Annotated in this window: 15 protein-coding genes and 1 other RNA gene; 5 read left to right on the top strand and 11 right to left on the bottom strand. The window is 65.4% G+C overall.

What is annotated here, in order from left to right:
• Positions 1-3 precede the first annotated feature (3 nt).
• From mraY to rsmI, 9 genes are all read right to left on the bottom strand, one after another.
• Positions 4-1086, bottom strand: a complete 1083-nt coding sequence (mraY, locus tag CC207_RS15380; protein ID WP_028689742.1) for a phospho-N-acetylmuramoyl-pentapeptide-transferase — start codon at positions 1084-1086, stop codon at positions 4-6.
• The gene (gene murF, locus CC207_RS15375; protein ID WP_088852363.1) at positions 1086-2453 is read right to left on the bottom strand and encodes a UDP-N-acetylmuramoyl-tripeptide--D-alanyl-D-alanine ligase; all 1368 of its coding nucleotides are present in this window, start codon (positions 2451-2453) and stop codon (positions 1086-1088) included. The genes mraY and murF overlap by 1 nt, the downstream gene beginning before the upstream one ends.
• The gene (locus CC207_RS15370) at positions 2446-3909 is read right to left on the bottom strand and encodes a UDP-N-acetylmuramoyl-L-alanyl-D-glutamate--2,6-diaminopimelate ligase (RefSeq protein ID WP_028689744.1); all 1464 of its coding nucleotides are present in this window, start codon (positions 3907-3909) and stop codon (positions 2446-2448) included. Before CC207_RS15370 ends, murF begins: the two co-directional genes overlap by 8 nt.
• Positions 3909-5636, bottom strand: coding sequence for a penicillin-binding protein 2 (locus tag CC207_RS15365; RefSeq protein ID WP_162175252.1), 1728 nt, complete (start codon positions 5634-5636; stop codon positions 3909-3911). Before CC207_RS15365 ends, CC207_RS15370 begins: the two co-directional genes overlap by 1 nt.
• Positions 5636-5929, bottom strand: coding sequence for a cell division protein FtsL (gene ftsL / locus CC207_RS15360; RefSeq protein ID WP_028689746.1), 294 nt, complete (start codon positions 5927-5929; stop codon positions 5636-5638). Before ftsL ends, CC207_RS15365 begins: the two co-directional genes overlap by 1 nt.
• Positions 5926-6873 (bottom strand): 16S rRNA (cytosine(1402)-N(4))-methyltransferase RsmH, encoded by a 948-nt coding sequence (gene rsmH / locus CC207_RS15355; protein WP_028689747.1) that lies wholly within the window; start codon positions 6871-6873, stop codon positions 5926-5928. The genes ftsL and rsmH overlap by 4 nt, the downstream gene beginning before the upstream one ends.
• Positions 6870-7325, bottom strand: coding sequence for a division/cell wall cluster transcriptional repressor MraZ (gene mraZ, locus CC207_RS15350; protein WP_028689748.1), 456 nt, complete (start codon positions 7323-7325; stop codon positions 6870-6872). Before mraZ ends, rsmH begins: the two co-directional genes overlap by 4 nt.
• 309 nt (positions 7326-7634) lie before the next feature.
• Positions 7635-7994: RNase P RNA component class A (rnpB, locus tag CC207_RS15345), an RNA gene on the bottom strand.
• Between the two features lie 67 nt (positions 7995-8061).
• A complete protein-coding gene (gene rsmI / locus CC207_RS15340; RefSeq protein WP_088852362.1) occupies positions 8062-8937 on the bottom strand; it encodes a 16S rRNA (cytidine(1402)-2'-O)-methyltransferase in 876 nt (291 codons plus the stop codon).
• A gap of 188 nt (positions 8938-9125) precedes the next feature.
• On the opposite strand from rsmI, the gene CC207_RS15335 reads away from it, so the two are divergent.
• The 5 genes from CC207_RS15335 (at position 9126) to CC207_RS15315 (ending at position 12847) form a co-directional block, all read left to right on the top strand.
• On the top strand, positions 9126-10943 hold the full coding sequence (locus CC207_RS15335; protein ID WP_088852361.1) for a penicillin-binding protein activator: 1818 nt from the start codon (positions 9126-9128) through the stop codon (positions 10941-10943).
• On the top strand, positions 10943-11314 hold the full coding sequence (locus CC207_RS15330; protein WP_088852360.1) for a YraN family protein: 372 nt from the start codon (positions 10943-10945) through the stop codon (positions 11312-11314). The genes CC207_RS15335 and CC207_RS15330 overlap by 1 nt, the downstream gene beginning before the upstream one ends.
• 87 nt (positions 11315-11401) lie before the next feature.
• On the top strand, positions 11402-11995 hold the full coding sequence (locus CC207_RS15325; RefSeq protein ID WP_028689752.1) for a phosphoheptose isomerase: 594 nt from the start codon (positions 11402-11404) through the stop codon (positions 11993-11995).
• Positions 11992-12570 (top strand): BON domain-containing protein, encoded by a 579-nt coding sequence (locus tag CC207_RS15320; protein WP_028689753.1) that lies wholly within the window; start codon positions 11992-11994, stop codon positions 12568-12570. The genes CC207_RS15325 and CC207_RS15320 overlap by 4 nt, the downstream gene beginning before the upstream one ends.
• 58 nt (positions 12571-12628) lie before the next feature.
• On the top strand, positions 12629-12847 hold the full coding sequence (locus CC207_RS15315) for a YgdI/YgdR family lipoprotein (RefSeq protein ID WP_028689754.1): 219 nt from the start codon (positions 12629-12631) through the stop codon (positions 12845-12847).
• Positions 12848-12921: 74 nt separating this feature from the next.
• Here CC207_RS15315 and CC207_RS15310 read toward each other — a convergent pair whose 3' ends face one another.
• Positions 12922-15918 carry an autotransporter domain-containing protein gene (locus CC207_RS15310; RefSeq protein ID WP_256582097.1) on the bottom strand — a complete coding sequence of 999 codons (2997 nt, stop codon included), beginning with the start codon at positions 15916-15918 and terminating at the stop codon, positions 12922-12924.
• A 178-nt stretch (positions 15919-16096) separates the two neighbouring features.
• Positions 16097-17506, bottom strand: a 1410-nt coding sequence (locus CC207_RS27660; protein ID WP_256582096.1) for an autotransporter domain-containing protein, incomplete at its 5' end; no start/stop codon positions are given.

The following is a 17506-nucleotide window of genomic DNA, read 5'->3' as shown; positions in this document are numbered from 1 at the left end:
CGTTTACCTCAGTTTCAGGGTGGCAAGGCCAATCAGCACCAGAATCACGGTGATGATCCAGAAGCGGACGATCACCCGTGGCTCGGGCCAACCCTTGAGTTCAAAGTGGTGGTGGATCGGCGCCATGCGGAACACGCGCTTGCCGGTGAGCTTGAACGAAGCCACCTGGATGACCACCGACAGGGTTTCCATCACGAACACGCCGCCCATGATGAACAGGACGATTTCCTGGCGGACGATCACCGCGATGGTGCCCAAGGCCGCGCCCAGCGCCAGGGCGCCGACGTCGCCCATGAATACCTGGGCCGGATAGGTGTTGAACCACAGGAAGCCCAGGCCCGCACCGATCAGCGCGCCGCAGAACACGATCAGCTCGCCCGCGCCCGGCACGTAAGGGATCAGCAGGTATTCAGCGAACTTCACGTTACCCGACAGGTAGCAGAAGATGCCCAGGGCACCGCCGACCATCACCGTCGGCATGATCGCCAGGCCATCGAGGCCGTCGGTCAGGTTGACCGCGTTGCTTGAGCCGACGATGACGAAATAGGTCAGCACGATGAACCCGGCGCCCAGCGGAATCGCCAGGTCCTTGAGCATCGGGATGATCAGCGTGGTCTCGACGCTGGTCGGCGCGGTCTTGTACAGGAAGATCGCCGCGGCCAGGCCGAACACCGACTGCCAGAAATACTTCCAGCGGCTCGGCAGGCCACGGGAGTTCTTTTCGATCACCTTGCGGTAGTCGTCGACCCAGCCGATGGCGCCGAACGCCAGGGTGACGATCAGGACCACCCACACGTAGCGGTTGGTCAGGTCGGCCCACAGCAGGGTGCTGATGGCAATGGCCGACAGGATCAGCGCGCCGCCCATGGTCGGGGTGCCGGATTTGGACAGGTGCGATTGCGGGCCGTCGTTGCGCACGGCCTGACCGATCTGGCGGATCTGCAGGGTACGGATCATCCACGGGCCCAACCACAGGGCCAGGGACAACGCGGTCAGCACACCCAGGATCCCGCGCAGGGTCAGGTACTGAAAGACCGCGAAGCCCTTGTGGAACTGTTGCAGATACTCAGCCAACAGCAGCAGCATTAATGTTTCTCCCCGCTGGCACCACACAGTGCAGCCACGACGTTTTCCATCGCAGCGCTGCGCGAGCCCTTGATCAAGATAGTGGTATCGCTGGTATTCTCGGCGCCAACGGCAGCGATCAGCTCAGCTTGAGTAGCGAAATGGCGGCCATTGGCGCCGAACGCCTTGACCGCATGGGCCATGTTGGTGCCCACCGCGTACAGCGCGTCGACCTTGCCGCGGGCATAGTCGCCCACCTGGCGGTGTCCTTCCTCGGCCCATTGTCCCAGTTCGCCGATATCCCCGAGCACCAGAACGGTGCGCCCGGAAAAGCCGGCGAGTATATCAATGGCGGCGCACATCGAGGTGGGATTTGCGTTGTAGCTGTCGTCGATGACCCGCACGCCGCTGGGTGCGATCTGCGCCACGGTGCGGCCCTTGACCGGTTGCATGGCGGCAAGGCCCGCGGCGATGCCGCTCAGGCTCAGACCAACGGCATGGGCAGCGGCTGCCGCGGCCAGGGCGTTGCTGACGTTGTGGGTGCCGAGCAGGTTCAACTGCACCGAGACGCTGCCGTCCGGGCCGTGCAGGGTGAACGACGGGCAGCCACGGGCGTCGCGCCCGATGTCGCTGGCATGGAAGTCCGCCTGCGGGTTGTCCAGGGCGAAACTGAAGATGCGGTGATTGCCGGCCCGCTTGCGCCAGATCTCGAACGCCTTGTCGGCCAGGTTGAGGATGGCCGTGCCGCCCTCGCCCAGGCCTTCAAGGATCTCGCCCTTGGCTTCGACGATCTTCTCCGGGCCACCGAACTCGCCGACGTGGGCAGTACCGGCGTTGTTGATGATCACCACCTGCGGTCGGGTCAGGCCGACGGTGTAGCGGATCTCGCCGATGCGCGAGGCGCCCAGCTCGATCACCGCGGCGCTGTGCTGCGGAGCGATCTCGAGCAGGGTCAGCGGTGCGCCGAGGTCATTGTTCAGGTTGCCCCGGGTGGCATGCACCGGTCCACGGGTACGCAGAATCGCGGCGAGCATTTCCTTGACCGTGGTCTTGCCGCTGGAACCAGTGATGGCCACCACCGGTTTGTCGAAGGCGGCACGGTTCAGCGCGCCGAGCTGGCCGAGGGCGACGCGGCAGTCGGCGACCAGCAGCTGCGGCAGGTCGACACCGGCGACTTCGCGCTCGACCAGCGCGGCGACCGCGCCCTTGGCCTTCACGTCAGCCAGGTAGTCGTGGCCATCGAAGCGCGGCCCGGTCAGGGCGACGAACAGTTGGCCGGCGACGACACTGCGGCTGTCGATGCTCACGCCTGTGAAGCTGGCGTCGGCGCCTGCCAGACGCGCATTCAGGGCGCCGGTCAGCTGGCTGAGGATCATCGGCTTAAGCATGTGGCGCCTCCCAGGCTGCAAGTGCCTTGTCGGCTTCGACCAGGTCGGAGAAGTCATGGCGCTGGCCATTGATCTCCTGGTAATCCTCGTGCCCCTTGCCAGCCAGGACGATCACGTCGTCGGCACTGGCACTGGCGATCAGCTGGGCAATGGCCGCGCCACGGCCGGCGACGAACGCGACGGCCGCAGGCTTGGCGAATCCGGGGCGAATATCGTCGAAGATCCGCATGGGGTCTTCGCTACGCGGGTTGTCGTCGGTGACCAGCACTCGGTCGGCCAGGCGCTCGGCCACTTCAGCCATCAGCGGGCGCTTGCCAGCGTCACGATCGCCACCACAGCCGAACAGGCACAGCAGCTTGCCGTGAGCGTGCGGACGCAGGGCTTCGAGTACTTTTTCCAAGGCATCCGGGGTGTGGGCGTAATCGACCACCACCAGCGGCTTGTCTCCGCCACCCAGGCGCTGCATGCGGCCGACCGGCCCTTGCAGTTGCGGGATGACCTTGAGAATTTCGTCCAGCGGGTAATCCAGCGCCATCAGTGTGGCTACCACCGCCAGCATGTTGCTCAGGTTGAAACGCCCCAGCAGGCGGCTACGCAAGACATGCTCGCCCTGCGGGGTGACGATCACGGCGCGCACGCCATCATCGTTGAAGGCAGCCTCTTTGCAGAACAGCGACGCCGCCGAATCCTGCAGGCTGTAGCTGATCAGGCGCGATGTGGCAGGAGCATCTGCCAGGCGACGCCCAAAGTCATCATCCAGGTTGACCACCCGGGCACGCAGGCTCGACCAGGCGAACAGCTTGGCCTTGGCGGCCTCGTAGGCCTCCATGCTGCCGTGGTAGTCCAGGTGGTCGCGGGACAGGTTGGTCATCACCGCGATATCGAAGTCCAGCGCGGCAACCCGGCCCTGCTCGAGCGCATGGGAGGATACCTCCATGGCCACGGCCTTGGCCCCGCCCTTCTTCAGGTCATTCAAGGTCGATTGCACGGCGATCGGGTCCGGCGTGGTCAGGCGGCCGCTCTGTAGCTCGCCATAAAAACCGGTGCCGAGGGTGCCGATCAGGCCACAGCGGTTGCCCAGGGCGTCAAGCGCCTGGGCCAGCAGTTGGGTCACGCTGGTCTTGCCATTGGTGCCGGTCACGCCGACCAGGTCGAGCTGACGGCTCGGCTCGCCATAGAAGCGGCCGGCGATCTGCGACAGCTGGCCGATCAGACCCTTGACCGGAATAAGCGGCGCATCGGTGAGCGGCAGCACGCTGGCGCCCTGCTCTTCATAGGCCACTGCGGCGGCGCCACGAGCCAGCGCATCGGCAATATGCGCGCGACCATCGACCTTGGCCCCCGGCACGGCCAGGAACAGGTCGCCCGGGCGCACGGCGCGGCTGTCCAGGGTCAGCTCGCGGATCAACGGATCGCGGCTGGCATGGGCAAATAGTTTGCTCAATGGCATCGTCATCAACCTCGCCCTCCCTTGGCGGGTACTGCGCTGGCTTGCTGCGTCGAAGGCGGCAGGTTGTCCGGCGGTACATTCATCAGGCGCAGGGTGCCCGACATCACTTTGCTGAATACGGGGGCCGAGACCAGGCCACCGAAGTAACCGCCCTTGCTCGGCTCGTCGATGACCACGACGATGGCGTAGCGCGGATCGCTCATCGGGCCGAAGCCGGCGAACAGCGAACGGTAGGCGTTCTCGGTGTAGCCCTTGGAACCGACGGTGGCCTTGCGCGCGGTACCCGACTTGCCACCCACGTGATAGAACGGCACCTGGGCGCGGAACACCCCACGTGGCGCCTCGATCACCTGCTGCAGCATGGCCTGCACGGTTTCGGCGGTTTCCTTGGGGATGGCCTGCACCGCTTCCGGCGCCTTGTCGACCTTGAGAATCGACAGCGGCACCATCTTGCCGTCGTTGGCCAGCGCGGCGTAGGCATGCACCAGTTGCAGGGCGGTCACCGACACGCCATAGCCATACGACAGGGTCGCGGTCTCGGCCTTGCGCCACTCGCGGTGGTTGGGCAGGTTGCCGACGCGCTCTCCTGGGAAGCCGAGGCCGGTGTACTGGCCCAGGCCGACCTGGGACATCACCCGATAGATGGCCTCGCCACCGATATCGAAGGCGATCTTGCTCATGCCGACGTTGGACGAGTTGATCAGGATGCCGGTCAGGTCGAGGATCGGGCCCTCGCTCCTGGACACGTCCTTGATGGTGTAGCGGCCGATCTGCAAGCTGCCCGGATATACCTCGACCTTGTCAGTGGGTTTCCAGCGGCCGCTCTGCAGCGCAGCACTCATGGAGATCGGCTTGACCGTCGAACCCGGCTCGAAAACGTCGATGATCGCCCGGTTGCGCATGGCCGCCGGGAACATGCTGCGGCGGTTGTTCGGGTTGTAGGTCGGCTGGTTGACCATGGCCAGGACCTCACCGGTCTTGACGTCCATGATCACCAGGCTGCCGGCCTTGGCTTCCTGTTCGGCGATCGCGTTGCGCAGTTCGCGGGTGGCCAGGTATTGCAGGCGCAGGTCTATCGACAACGCCAAGGTCTTGCCGGCCTTGGCGTTCTTGGTTACCTGGATATCCTTGATCAGCCGACCACGCCGGTCCTTGATCACCTGCCGCTTGCCGGGCACTCCCGCAAGCCACTCGTCGTAGGCCAGCTCGACGCCCTCACGACCATGGTCGTCCAGGTCGGTGAAGCCGACCATGTGCGCGGTGACATCGCCTGCCGGATAGAAGCGACGGAACTCCTCCAGGCCATAGACACCCGGCACCTTCAGGTCGAGCACGTGCTGGCCCTGCTCCGGGGTCAGGCCACGGACCAGGTAGATGAATTCCTTGTTGGCCTGCTGGGTCAGGCGCTCGGTCAGCTGCTGCGGGTTCTGCCCCAGCGCGGCGGCCAGTTGCGGCCAGCGATCCTTTGCCGCCTGCATTTCCTTGGGGTTGGCCCACAAGGTGGTGACCGGAGTACTGACGGCCAGCGGCTCGCCGTTGCGGTCGGTGATCAGGCCACGGTGCGCAGGAATGGGAATATGGCGCAGACTGCGGGCATCACCCTGGCCTTTGAGGAAGTCACGGTCGACCACCTGCAGGTCGATGATGCGCCAGCAGATGGCACCGACCATCAGCGCCAGCAAGCCGATAACCACCCTGAACCGCCAAGGATAGAGCGCGCCCTCGAGCTTCATCATGGCGCCACCATCCGCACTTCGTCAGCGGCGGGCACGCGCATCTTGAGCTGCTCGGAGGCCAGGCTCTCGATACGGCTGGACGCGGTCCAGGTGCTTTGCTCGAGGATCAGCCGCCCCCACTCGGCCTGGGCCTTGTCGCGCTCGCTCAGTTCACCGTACAGGGTGTTGAGCAGTTGGCGGTTCCAGTGGGCACTGTAGGAGACGGCAATGGCCGAAATCAGGACGGCGACGAACAGCAGGAGCATCAGGAAGCTTCCGCCTGGCAAAGGCTTGGCAAACAGCCGGCTCACCGCAACTTCTCCGCCACCCGCATCACGGCGCTGCGCGACCGCGGGTTGGCCTTGAGTTCGGCTTCGGAGGCGAACTGCGCCTTGCCGATGAGCTTGATCTTCGGCTCGAAGGTCTTGTGCTGCACCGGCAGGTTGCGCGGCAGGTTGTCCGCTTCGCCCTTGACCAGCTTGCGCATGAACAGTTTGACGATACGGTCTTCCAGCGAGTGGAAACTGATCACCGCCAGGCGGCCACCCACTTCGAGGGCATCGAGCGCGGCTTCAAGGCCCGCCTCGAGGTCACCCAGTTCATTGTTGACGTGAATGCGCAGCCCCTGGAACGCTCGAGTGGCCGGATTCTTGCCCTTCTCCCAGGCCGGATTGGCGACCTTGAGCACCTCGGCCAGGTCGGCGGTACGGGTGAACGGCTGCTTCTCGCGACGCTCGACCACGGCACGCGCCATGCGCCCGGCGAAACGCTCCTCGCCATACTCCTTGAACACACGGGCGATTTCCTCGACCGGCGCAGTGGCGATGAACTCGGCGGCGCTGATACCCTGGTTCGGGTTCATGCGCATGTCCAGCGGGCCGTCGTTGAGGAAACTGAAGCCACGCTCGGGGTCATCGAGCTGCGGCGAAGACACGCCCAGGTCAAGCAGGATGCCGCTGACCTTGCCTGCCAGGCCGCGCTCGGCCACCTCGGCACCCAGCTCGGCAAAGCTGCGCTGCACAATGACAAAGCGGCCGTCTTCGGCCGCTAGCGCTTGCCCGGTGGCAATCGCCTGTGGATCCTTGTCGAACCCCAGCAGCCGCCCCTGCGGCCCGAGCTTGCTGAGGATCAGGCGGCTGTGGCCGCCACGCCCGAAGGTGCCGTCCAGATAGCAACCGTCGGCGCGCAGAGCCAAGGCCTCGACGGCTTCGTCGAGGAGGACGGTGATGTGGTTGAAGCCGCTATCTATGGTCACAGGATCAGGTCACGCAAATCATCGGGCATGGCGCCCGGTTGTTGAATAGCTGCAAGGTCGGCTGCCGAAACCGCGTTCCAGGCATCCTCGTCCCACAGCTGGAATTTGTTCAGCTGCCCCACCAGCATCGCCTTTTTGTCCAGCTTGGCGTACTCACGCAGGCGCGGCGGCACCAGGAAACGTCCACTGCCATCGAGGTCCAGGTCAACCGCATTGCCGATCAGCAAACGCTGCAGGCGACGGTTTTCCTCACGCAACGACGGAAGGGCGCGCAGCTTGGCTTCTATCTGCTCCCACTCGTCGAGGGGATAAACACACAAGCAGGGATCAACGGCGTCGATGGTCACGATCAACTGACCATTGCAACGCGAATCGAGCTCGTCACGGTACCGGCTCGGCATGGCGAGACGGCCCTTGGCATCGAGGCTGACGGCGTTGGCTCCGCGGAACACGGCTGCGATTCCCCACAATGTTAGCTTTTTTGTGTCAGAAAACCCACTTCATCCCACTTTCTGCCACTTGCGCACACTATAGGAATCCGCCCGCCACACCGTCAAGGCACGTTCATAGGGAAATCCCTTACAGGACGGCGATTTAGCGCAACAAAGGAAGATGGAAGGATTAACAGAGAGGAAAAATGACGAAAAAAATCAAACACACTCAAGCGGATAGGGCGTTGAGTTAAAGTAATTTATTAAGAGTAAGAATTTTTCGGTATTACCAGGTCAGATCTGCTATCGATTCAAGCAGGGAAGGAAGAGGTGGAGAGTCGATCTGTAAGCCGGGTTTTGTCGAGGACAGTCATTCCTCTACGACGGCCATCACTGGACGCCTCTAGCAACCTACCCGGTTCCGACGCGGGCCACGCCGTATGGAACCCTATTTGGTCTTGCTCCGAGTGGGGTTTACCTAGCCACGGACTGTTGCCAGCCGTGCGGTGCGCTCTTACCGCACCTTTTCACCCTTACCGGCACCGAAGTGCTTAGGCGGTTGTTTTCTGTGGCACTTTCCGTAGGCTCGCGCCTCCCAGGCGTTACCTGGCACTCTGCCCTATGGAGCCCGGACTTTCCTCCCCCGACTTTTGCGGAACAAAAGACGGCAGCGACTGTCCGATCGACTCTCCGCCGACAAGGTTACCGGTAGCCGCGCCCAAGAACAAGCGATGCAACAAATAATGTCATTACGCCATTAATGGGGTTTCTGTTTTTCCAGCGCCAACTGGTAGAGCAGGTTCTTGCGCACACCAGTAATTTCGGCCGCCAAAGCCGCGGCCTTCTTCAACGGCAACTCGGCCAGCAGCAAATCCAGCACGCGCTGGACCTCGGCGCTGATGGCCTGATCGCCCTCCGGCGCGCTCCAGCCCGCCACCAGCACAACACACTCACCGCGCTGCTGGTTGCTGTCGCCCTGCACGAACGCGCGCAGCTCGGCCAGGGGCAGCCCTTTAAGGGTCTCGAAGGTCTTGGTGATCTCGCGCGCCAATACCGCCGGACGATCGCCACCGAACACCGCCTCCATGTCTTCCAGGCACTCAAGAATACGATGCGGCGCCTCATAGAAGATCAGCGTGCGCGACTCTTCCCTGACCTGCTCCAGACGCGCCCGGCGCCCAGCGGCTTTCGCCGGCAGGAATCCCTCGAAGATAAAGCGGTCCGACGCCAGCCCCGCCGCCGACAGCGCAGCGATCAGCGCACAAGCACCGGGTACCGGCACCACTTGCACACCGGCGGCACGCGCCTGGCGCACCAGGTGATAGCCCGGGTCGGAAATCAATGGCGTGCCGGCGTCGGACACCAGTGCCACATCATCGCCGGCCAGCAGACGGGTGATGAAGCGCCCGCCTTCGTCGCGCTCGTTGTGCTCATGGCAGGCCGCCAGCGGCGTATCGATGCCGAAGTGTTGCAGCAGGCGCACCGAGTGACGGGTGTCCTCGGCGGCGATCAGGCTCACATCGGCCAGCACCTTCAACGCCCGGGCGCTCATGTCGTCGAGGTTGCCGATGGGCGTGGCGACGACGTAAAGCTTGCCCAACGTGGATTTCGAAACCCCTGCAACATCAGTCACTGCGCACACCTGCTTTTCGGATCAAAGGTCGCCATTGTAGCCCGAGCGCCGGTAACAGGGCGCAAAGAACTTCACCCCGGCGCTGCTGGCGGCCACCTATAGTGAAGGATCAGTGTCGACGAGATCGCGCCCCGCCCCCCGCTTGGGTACAATTGCCGGCCAACTTGATCGAGTAACAGGACCTTTACATGATCGCTTGTCTGCGGCTGCTCACAGCCCTCTGCCTCGCTGCCCTGCTGGCAGCCTGCGCCAGCTCGCCCTCATCCAGCCTGGGCGAACTGCCACGCACCCCGGACGCCAGCATCGAGCAACTGCTCGAGAAGGCAGCCTCCAGCAAGTCCGCCGAGGACGCGGCCCTGCTGCGCCTGAGCGCCGCGGACCTGGCATACAAGCACAAGGACTTCCCGCGCGCGGCCCGGATCCTCGAGCAGGTCCAACTGGAACCGCTCAAGCCCGCCCAGCAGGTGTTCGCCTCGACCCTGGCCGCGGAACTGGCCATGAGCCGCAACCAGCCCAAGGCCGCCCTGACCGCCCTCGCGCACCCGAGCCTGCAACGCGTCGGCGAACTGCCGGCTGAGCAGCAGGTTCGCACCTACAGCGTCCACGCCGCCGCCCTCGAGGCCGACGGCCAGGTCCTGGCTGCCGCCCAGCAGCGCGTGCTGCTGGCGCCGTTGCTCAGCGAGCAGGCCGCCGCCGCCAACAACGACGCCACCTGGGCTCTGGTTGCATCGCTGCCCGCCGAACAGCTGCAACAGCCCGCCGCCAACGAGACCCTGGCCGGCTGGACCAGCCTGGCCCTCGCCGTCAAGCGCGCCGGCACCCTGGAGCAGCAACAGGCCGCCATCGACACCTGGCGCCAGCAACACCCCGAGCACCCGGCTGCCAGGCAATTGCCGACCGCCCTGGTCAAACTCAAGGAACTGGCCAGCCAACCACTGACCAAGATCGCCCTGCTGCTGCCCCAGGAAGGCCCGCTGGCCGGTGTCGCCCGCGCCCTGCGCGACGGCTTCATGGCCGCCCATTTCCAGGCACAGCAAGGTGGCCAGCCGGCCCCCGCCGTACAGGTGTTCGACAGCTCGCGCATCACCTCGCTGGATGACTTCTACCGCCAGGCCCAGGCCGCTGGCGTGCAACTGGTGGTCGGCCCGCTGGAAAAACCGCTGGTCAAGAAACTCGCCGCCTACCCGCAACTGCCCATCACCACCCTGGCCCTGAACTACGCCGACGCCGGCCAGAAAGCCCCGCCGCAACTGTTCCAGTTCGGCCTGGCCGCCGAGGACGAAGCCCGCGAAGTCGCCCGCCGCGCCCGCGCCGACGGCATGGTCCGCGCCGTGGCCCTGGTGCCGAGCGGTGAGTGGGGCGACCGCGTGCTCGCCGCCTTCCGCCAGGACTGGGAAGGCAATGGCGGTACCCTGATCAGCGCCCAGCGCATCGCCCAGCCGGTTGCCCTCGCCCAGCAGATCGCCGACCTGTTCCAACTGCGCCAGAGCGAAGGCCGCGCCAAGAGCCTGCAGAGCACCGTCGGCGGTAACATCGCCGCCCAGCCTTCGCGTCGCCAGGACATCGACTTCATCTTCCTCGCCTCGACGCCACAACAAGCCCAGCAGATCAAACCGACGCTGAACTTCCAGTACGCCGGCGACGTACCGGTCTACGCCACCTCCAACCTGTACAGCGCCAGCGGCGACGTCAACCAGTACAACGACATGAACGGCATCCGCTTCTGCGAAACGCCGTGGCTGCTGGACACCACCAACAGCCTGCGCCAGCAGGTCGTGCAGCAGTGGCCGCAGGCCGCCGGCAGCCTCGGCCGGCTGTATGCCATGGGCGTCGACGCCTACAGCCTGGCGCCACGCCTGGGCCAGCTCAAGGCACTGCCGGACAACCGCGTCGAGGGCCTGTCGGGCAGTCTGAGCATGAACGCCAGCCAGCGCGTCGAGCGCCAACTGCCGTGGGCCGAGTTCGCCGGTGGCCAGGTCAAGCGCCTGCCGGACACGCCGCGCTGATGCCCAGCGCATCGCCCAGCCGCGCCGGCCAGGCCGCCGAGGACCACGCCCTTGAATACCTTCAGGGGCAAGGCCTGCGGCTGCTGGCGCGCAACTGGCGATGCAAGCGGGGCGAGCTCGATCTGGTCATGCTCGATGCCGATACAGTAGTATTCGTCGAAGTCCGCTACCGGTTGCATGCGGAGTTCGGCGGAGCGCTCGCCAGTATCGATGGGCGCAAGCAGCAGCGACTGGCGCTGGCCGCCAACCTCTTCCTGCAGCAAGCGCCCTGCTGGGCCACCCACCCCTGCCGTTTCGACGTTGTCGCCCTGCAGGGCCAGGGGCATGCGGGGCAACCGCTTCAATGGCTGAAAAACGCCTTCGAATGCTGAACCCAATTCGATTTTCTAGCTCTATGTTTCGCGGGCTGGTCACTGTTGCGCGTAGCAAAGGCCACCGCCCCTCTTAAGGTCACCCAGATGGACATGCAATCCCGAATCCGCCGACTGTTCCAGAACAGCATCGACACCAAGCAACAGGCAATGGACATCCTGGCACCCTACATCGAGCAGGCCAGCCTGGTCATGGTCAACACCCTGCTCAACGACGGCAAGATGCTCGCCTGCGGCAATGGCGGCTCGGCCGGCGACGCCCAGCATTTCTCATCGGAACTGCTCAACCGCTTCGAGCGCGAACGCCCGAGCCTGCCGGCCATCGCCCTGACCACCGACAGCTCCACGCTCACCTCGATCGCCAACGACTACAGCTACAACGAAGTCTTCTCAAAGCAGATCCGCGCCCTGGGCCAGCCCGGCGACGTCCTGCTGGCAATCTCCACCAGCGGCAACTCGGCCAACGTGATCCAGGCGATCCAGGCCGCCCATGACCGCGAAATGATCGTCGTTGCCCTGACCGGGCGCGACGGCGGCGGCATGGCCTCGCTACTGCTGCCCGAGGACGTGGAAATCCGCGTCCCCTCGAGCGTGACCGCACGCATCCAGGAAGTCCACCTGCTGGCGATCCACTGTCTGTGCGACCTGATCGACAGCCAACTGTTCGGGAGTGAAGAATGATCTCCAAGCGTCTCGGCCTGATGGCCCTAACCCTGTGCCTGGGTGTCTCCGGCTGCAGTTCCGTGCTGACCTCGACCCGCAACTCGCCGATCGAGGACGACCGCGGCACCCGCACCATCGGCAGCAAGATCGACGACTCGCTGATCGAGACCAAGGTCTCGGTCAACATCGCCAAGGCCAACCCGGAGCTGGACAAGGGTTCGCACATCGTCGTCAGCAGCTACAACGGCGTGGTGCTGCTTGCCGGCCAGACACCGCGCGCTGACCTCAAGTCCCTTGCCGAGCAGACCGCCGGCCAGGTGCAGCGGGTCAAGAAGGTGCATAACGAGCTGCAGGTGATGCAGCCATCGTCGATTCTGGCGCGCAACAACGACGCCTGGCTGACCACCAAGATCAAGACCCAGATGCTGGCCGACGAGAGCGTTCCCAGCTCGCGCATCAAGGTGATCACCGAGAACGGTATTGTCTATCTGCTCGGCCTGGTCCGCCAGCAGGAGGCCAACGCCGCCACCAACGTGGTGCAGGGCGTGTCGGGCGTGCAGAAGATCGTCAAGCTGTTCGAATACATCGACTGACAACCCTTCGGCGGGCGTCAGGACGCTCGCCTTTCCCCTCTGATCCAGGAAGTACTCCATGAAAAAGTTGCTGCTGCCCGCCCTGCTGATCGGCGCCTTCGCCACCTTGGCCGGCTGCTCCACCCCGAGCGTGATCACCCTCAACGATGGTCGCGAACTGCAGACCACCGACACTCCGCACTTCGACCGCAACTCCGGCTTCTACGAGTTCAAGCAACTGGACGGCAAGCCGACCCGCATCAACAAGGACCAGGTGCAGAGCATCAAGGACCTGTAATTGCGAAATGGCGGTTCAGGCAGGTCAAGCAAAACGCCCGATGCTCAGCATCGGGCGTTTTGCTTTTCAGGGCCTCAGAACGCCCAGTCCAGGGTCAGGCCGACCCCGTGGCTCTTGTCGCGGCTACCCAGCAGTCCGTTGTAGTCGAGGTTGACCCGGGCCTGACGCCCCAGGCTGATCCCCGCCCGTGCGCCAACCACCGCCGCATCACGGTCCAGGGACAGCGCCTGGACCTTGTAGCTATCGCCCTGGCCGGCAAAGGCCAGATGCTGGTCGGACCCGGTGGAGCTCAGGTTGTGCTGCCAACCCAGGGTGGCGGATAGCTCCACCGCCTGGCCGCTGGACAATTGCAGCTGCTTACCGGCGCGCATGCCCAGGGTAGAGAGCCAGGCATCACGGTTATCCCGCCCACCCTCGAGCGCGGCGGCGCCGCCATGTTCCTTGAAGCTATCGCTGGCGATATGCACATAGGCCAGGTTGGCGAACGGCTCCAGGGCCATGCCAGGCACCGCGACCTTCCAGGCGGCCTCGCCGAACACCTGGGTGCTCTGCGCATCACGCTTGCTCTTCTGGCGATCGCTGACCTCGTTGTACTGCAGCTCGCGCTTGGTCTCGATGCGATGCCAGCTGTGGCTGCCGCCCAGGCTCAGGCGCACCTGCTCCAGTTCCTTGCCGGCATAGGCACCCAAGTGGTAGCTGTCGACGCTGGCCGAGGAATGACGACCATCACCCATGCTCAGCGAGCTGTCGCTGTAGCCGGTGAAGACGCCAAGGCGGGTGTCCTCGCTCATCTGCCCGTCGACACCCAGCAGCATGCCGCCGATCGAACTGCTGTAGCGCGCATGGCCAGAATCACCGTCGGCCTTGCCCCAGGCCCCCAGGGCCTTGACCCACAGGCCGTTGCCCTGGGCGTCCATGGCCGGCGCGGCGGCGACACCCTGCTGGCGGGTACGCTCGCCCACGGCGTCGCGCAACTGGCGACTATCGTTGAGCAGCAGATTGCCCACCGCCGGGTGGATTTCACCGGACAGTTGATCGAACGCCTGCCGGGCGCTGCCGGCATCAGCCGACAACAACAGGCTCTCGTAGACCGGATTGCCCGCGCCGAGCCGTTCGGCGGCCGCGGCCACCGAACGCTGGTTGGCGGTCAGGCCGACACTGGCGAAGCTGGCGCTACGTTGCACCGCCAGCTGCACCCCGGTGCCGGTGTAGGCCAGGCCACCGCCAAGGAACAGCAGGTTGGACTGCACAGCGGCAAAACCGCCCTGCACGCCGCCAGCGGCCTGCAGGATGTCGAACTGACGTCCCACCAGGCTGGTTGCCGGCTGGGACTGCAGCGAAACCCCGGGATTCTGCAGATCCAGGGCCAGGTTCGCACCGCTTACAGAAACCGTGCCATCGCTGACCAGGCGGTCGCTGCCAGTAGCATCAAGCTCCACGGCATAGGTCGAGCCCGGTTGGAAGGTGACATCGGAGCCCACCCGCAGGGTGCCGATGGAGTTGCCTGGCGCCACCACCCCGCCACGGTTGACCACCAGTGCACCGATCCGGCCATTGCCGCCCAGCACGCCGCCGTCATTGACCGTCACCGTCGATTGCAGCGAGCCATTGACCGCCAGCCGCCCCTGGTTGACCAGGGTTGGACCGGCGTAGGTGTTGTTGCCGCTGAGCACCAGGGTACCGATACCCTGCTTGGTCAGGCCACCATGGCCGGAGATATCGTTACTCCACAGGTCCAGTACGCAGCTAAGGCCGTTGCAGAGTCGCTGGGTCGGCCTACCGGCGTCCACCACGGCGCCGACACCCGGCAGATCAACCACGAACTGGCTCGGGCCGTAGCCGCCGGCGATGCGGAACTCCTCGGGGATGTCCTGCTCGGTGACCAACATGCCCGGACCGCGGATCCCCTTGTCCAGGTTGATCATGCCCCACCCGTACAAGGCATCGATGCCGGGCGCGCCCATGTCGGTGGCGGTGGTGCGCAGCACGCTGGCGATCTGTGCGCCGCTCATGTAGGGGAAGCGCTCCATCAGCACCGCCGCCGCGCCGGCGGCATGGGGCGCGGCCATGGACGTGCCGTTCTTGTTGGCATAGCCCTGGGTCAGGTCCTCCAGACTGGTGCCGCCGATCACCGCGCTGTAGATCCGGGTACCGGGAGCCGAGACGCAGAAGCTCGCGGTATAGCCGCAACGGGAAGAGAACGTGCTGGCCAGGTACGGGTTGGCGCTACTGGTGTCGGGGTTCTGCTGCAACGCCGCCACGGTCATCCAGTTCGGGGCGATGTCCGGAACGAAATAGCCCAGGCCGGCAATCGCGTCGGGGTTGTTCAGGTTGTAGTCGTTGCCGGCGGCGAAGATCGTCAGGACTCCGCTGCGGGCGGCGGCGATGGCCCCGTCGTAGGCGCCGCCAGGCAAGGTTCCCAGCAGTGGCTGTATCTGCGCGAACTGTGCGCGGGCATCGTCCACGGTAAAATGCGGAAAGTCCGGATTGCGCCCGCCCTTGGCGAAGCGATCGGTGATACCGATGCCCCAGCTGTTGTTGATGATCCGCGCGCCGCTGGCCACCAGGCTGTCCCAGCCGGCCTTGTACACCGCGCCATCGTTGCCCAGGACGATGCCATCCTCGGGGCCGGGGTCGCCGTTGTCGGCGCTGATGATCTGCGCATCATAGGCCACGCCGTGCATCGACTCACCATCACGGTTGCCGGCGGCGATCCCGCCGACGTGGGTGCCGTGGGAGCCGAGCTTGCCGTCCGAGCCCACCGACGGGCTGCCGTCATAGCGGAACGCATCGCCGGCCTTCACCGGGATATAGGGGTCGGTGTACTGGCGAATGCCGCTGGTGACCAGGGTCACGATCTTGTCCTTGCCGGCGAACTCGGGGTGCGGGGCATATACCGGCTGGTCGAAAATCCCCAGCTTCACCCCCTTGCCGCTGTAGCCGGCGGCATAGGCGCTGTCGGCGTGGATCGCCCCCAGCCCCCAGTCGGCCTTGAACTCGCTGCTGCGCCAGCTGCCGGCATCGCCGAGGCGCCCACTCTCCACGTAGGGCGCGGCCTGGGCCGTGCCCATCAGCGCCGCCCAACCCACCAATGCCCGCCCCAGTGGGGCCAAGGCCCAGCCCTGCGCGAGTGCGCTGTCATCCTTTCTGACGTGCTTCACTACAACCTTCCTTAGTTTTGTTTTGGTTTAGTACCGCGTTGGTCACACTCCGTGTTGCAACGCCTGGCCCGTATCACGCCAGGGCGCTTCAGAACCGCCATTGCAGGTTGAGCCCTGCGCCATGCTGTTGCTCGCGACTGGCCAGGCGCCCCTGGTAGTCCAGGCTCAGGTCCAGGTCGCGGGTCAGCCCTACCCGTGCCTGCAGTCCCACCAGCGCGGCATCGCGCAAGGCCGGCGCAGTCTCCACCCGGAACGGCAGGTCGCTGCCAGCGAAAGCCAGGTGCTCACGGCCCTGGGTGCCGCTCAGGCGATGCTGCCAGCCCAGGCTTGCCGCCAGTTGCAGGTCCTGCTGCGGGCCCAGCTGCCATTGCTGGCGCCCACGCAGGCCCAAGGTGCCGAGCCAGGCGTCGCGCTGCTCGTCACCGGCATGCAGCGCCGCGGCGTCGCCTTTCTCGTGGAAGCCGTCGCGCTCCAGGTGCTGGTAGGTCAGGTTGGCGAAAGGCTCCAGCTGTACCGCCGGCAACGCCAGGCGATAGGCCGCCTCGGCGAACACCTGCTGGCTGCGGGCATCGATCCGTGCGCGCTGGCGGCCAGACACCTCGCCATAGGCCAGGTCGCGCCGGACTTCGGCACGGTGCCAGCTGTGGCTGGCGCCCAGGCTCAGGCGCAACTGGTCCAGGTCGTGGCGGGCATAGGCACCCAGGTGGTAGCTGTCGACCGTGGCCCGGGAGTGGCTGCCGCCCATGCCCAGGGAGCTGTCGCTGTAGCCTGCGGCCAGGCCGGCCCGGGTCTGCTCGTCAAGGTCATGGTCCACGCCCAGCAGCACGCCGCCCAGGGAACTGGTATAGGACTCGGTGCCTTGCACACCCTCGATGCGCCCCCAGCTGCCCAGGCCCTTGAGCCAGAGCTGAGTCGCACCCGACTCGCTGTCACCTTTTCCAGAGGCATTGGTAATCAGTGCGCGACCTTGCACTCGCTCACCCAGGGCATCGCGCAAGACCGAGCCCTGGCTGAGCAGCATCGAGTCCAGCGCCGGGTAGATCTCCCCGGCCAGCTGACGCAGGCCGTCCCGGGCCTGGTCCGCCGAGGTCGAAAGCAGCAGGCTTTCATACACGGGATTGCCCGGCCCCAACCGCTCCACGGCACCGCCGCTGGCGCGCTGGTTGGCCGTGGCACCAACACTGGCGTACGTCGTGGCCCTGCGCGTCACGTCCAGTTGCACGCCGTTGGCCGAATAATCAAGGAAGGTCCCCAGGAACAGGTAGTCGGGCTCGACCTGGGCGAAGCGCCCGTTGACGCCACCTGCGGCCTGCAGGATGTCGAACTGGCGCCCCACCAGGCTGGAGACCGGGCCACCGGCCAAAAGGTTCGGCCGCGCCTGGGGCTCCAGGCTGAGATTGGCGCCGCCGACACTGGCCTGACCAGCAACGACAAGGCGGTCGCTGGCCGTGGGCGACAGTTCCACCCGGTAGGTCGAGCCCGGCTGCAAGTCCAGGTT

The organism is Pseudomonas sp. DrBHI1 (assembly GCF_002205115.1).
GTDB classification, from domain to species: Bacteria; Pseudomonadota; Gammaproteobacteria; order Pseudomonadales; family Pseudomonadaceae; genus Aquipseudomonas; species Aquipseudomonas mosselii.
This window is presented reverse-complemented; position numbering and strand designations above follow the sequence as displayed.

Excerpts from the sequence above, each read along its gene's own strand:
- mraY (WP_028689742.1), bottom strand. The coding sequence starts at position 1,086 with ATGCTGCTGCTGTTGGCTGAGTATCTGCAACAGTTCCACAAGGGCTTC.
- murF (WP_088852363.1), bottom strand. The coding sequence starts at position 2,453 with ATGCTTAAGCCGATGATCCTCAGCCAGCTGACCGGCGCCCTGAATGCG.
- CC207_RS15370 (WP_028689744.1), bottom strand. The coding sequence starts at position 3,909 with ATGACGATGCCATTGAGCAAACTATTTGCCCATGCCAGCCGCGATCCG.
- CC207_RS15365 (WP_162175252.1), bottom strand. The coding sequence starts at position 5,636 with ATGAAGCTCGAGGGCGCGCTCTATCCTTGGCGGTTCAGGGTGGTTATC.
- CC207_RS15335 (WP_088852361.1), top strand. The coding sequence starts at position 9,126 with ATGATCGCTTGTCTGCGGCTGCTCACAGCCCTCTGCCTCGCTGCCCTG.
- CC207_RS15330 (WP_088852360.1), top strand. The coding sequence starts at position 10,943 with ATGCCCAGCGCATCGCCCAGCCGCGCCGGCCAGGCCGCCGAGGACCAC.
- CC207_RS15325 (WP_028689752.1), top strand. The coding sequence starts at position 11,402 with ATGGACATGCAATCCCGAATCCGCCGACTGTTCCAGAACAGCATCGAC.
- CC207_RS15320 (WP_028689753.1), top strand. The coding sequence starts at position 11,992 with ATGATCTCCAAGCGTCTCGGCCTGATGGCCCTAACCCTGTGCCTGGGT.
- CC207_RS15315 (WP_028689754.1), top strand. The coding sequence starts at position 12,629 with ATGAAAAAGTTGCTGCTGCCCGCCCTGCTGATCGGCGCCTTCGCCACC.
- CC207_RS15310 (WP_256582097.1), bottom strand. The coding sequence starts at position 15,918 with ATGGGCACGGCCCAGGCCGCGCCCTACGTGGAGAGTGGGCGCCTCGGC.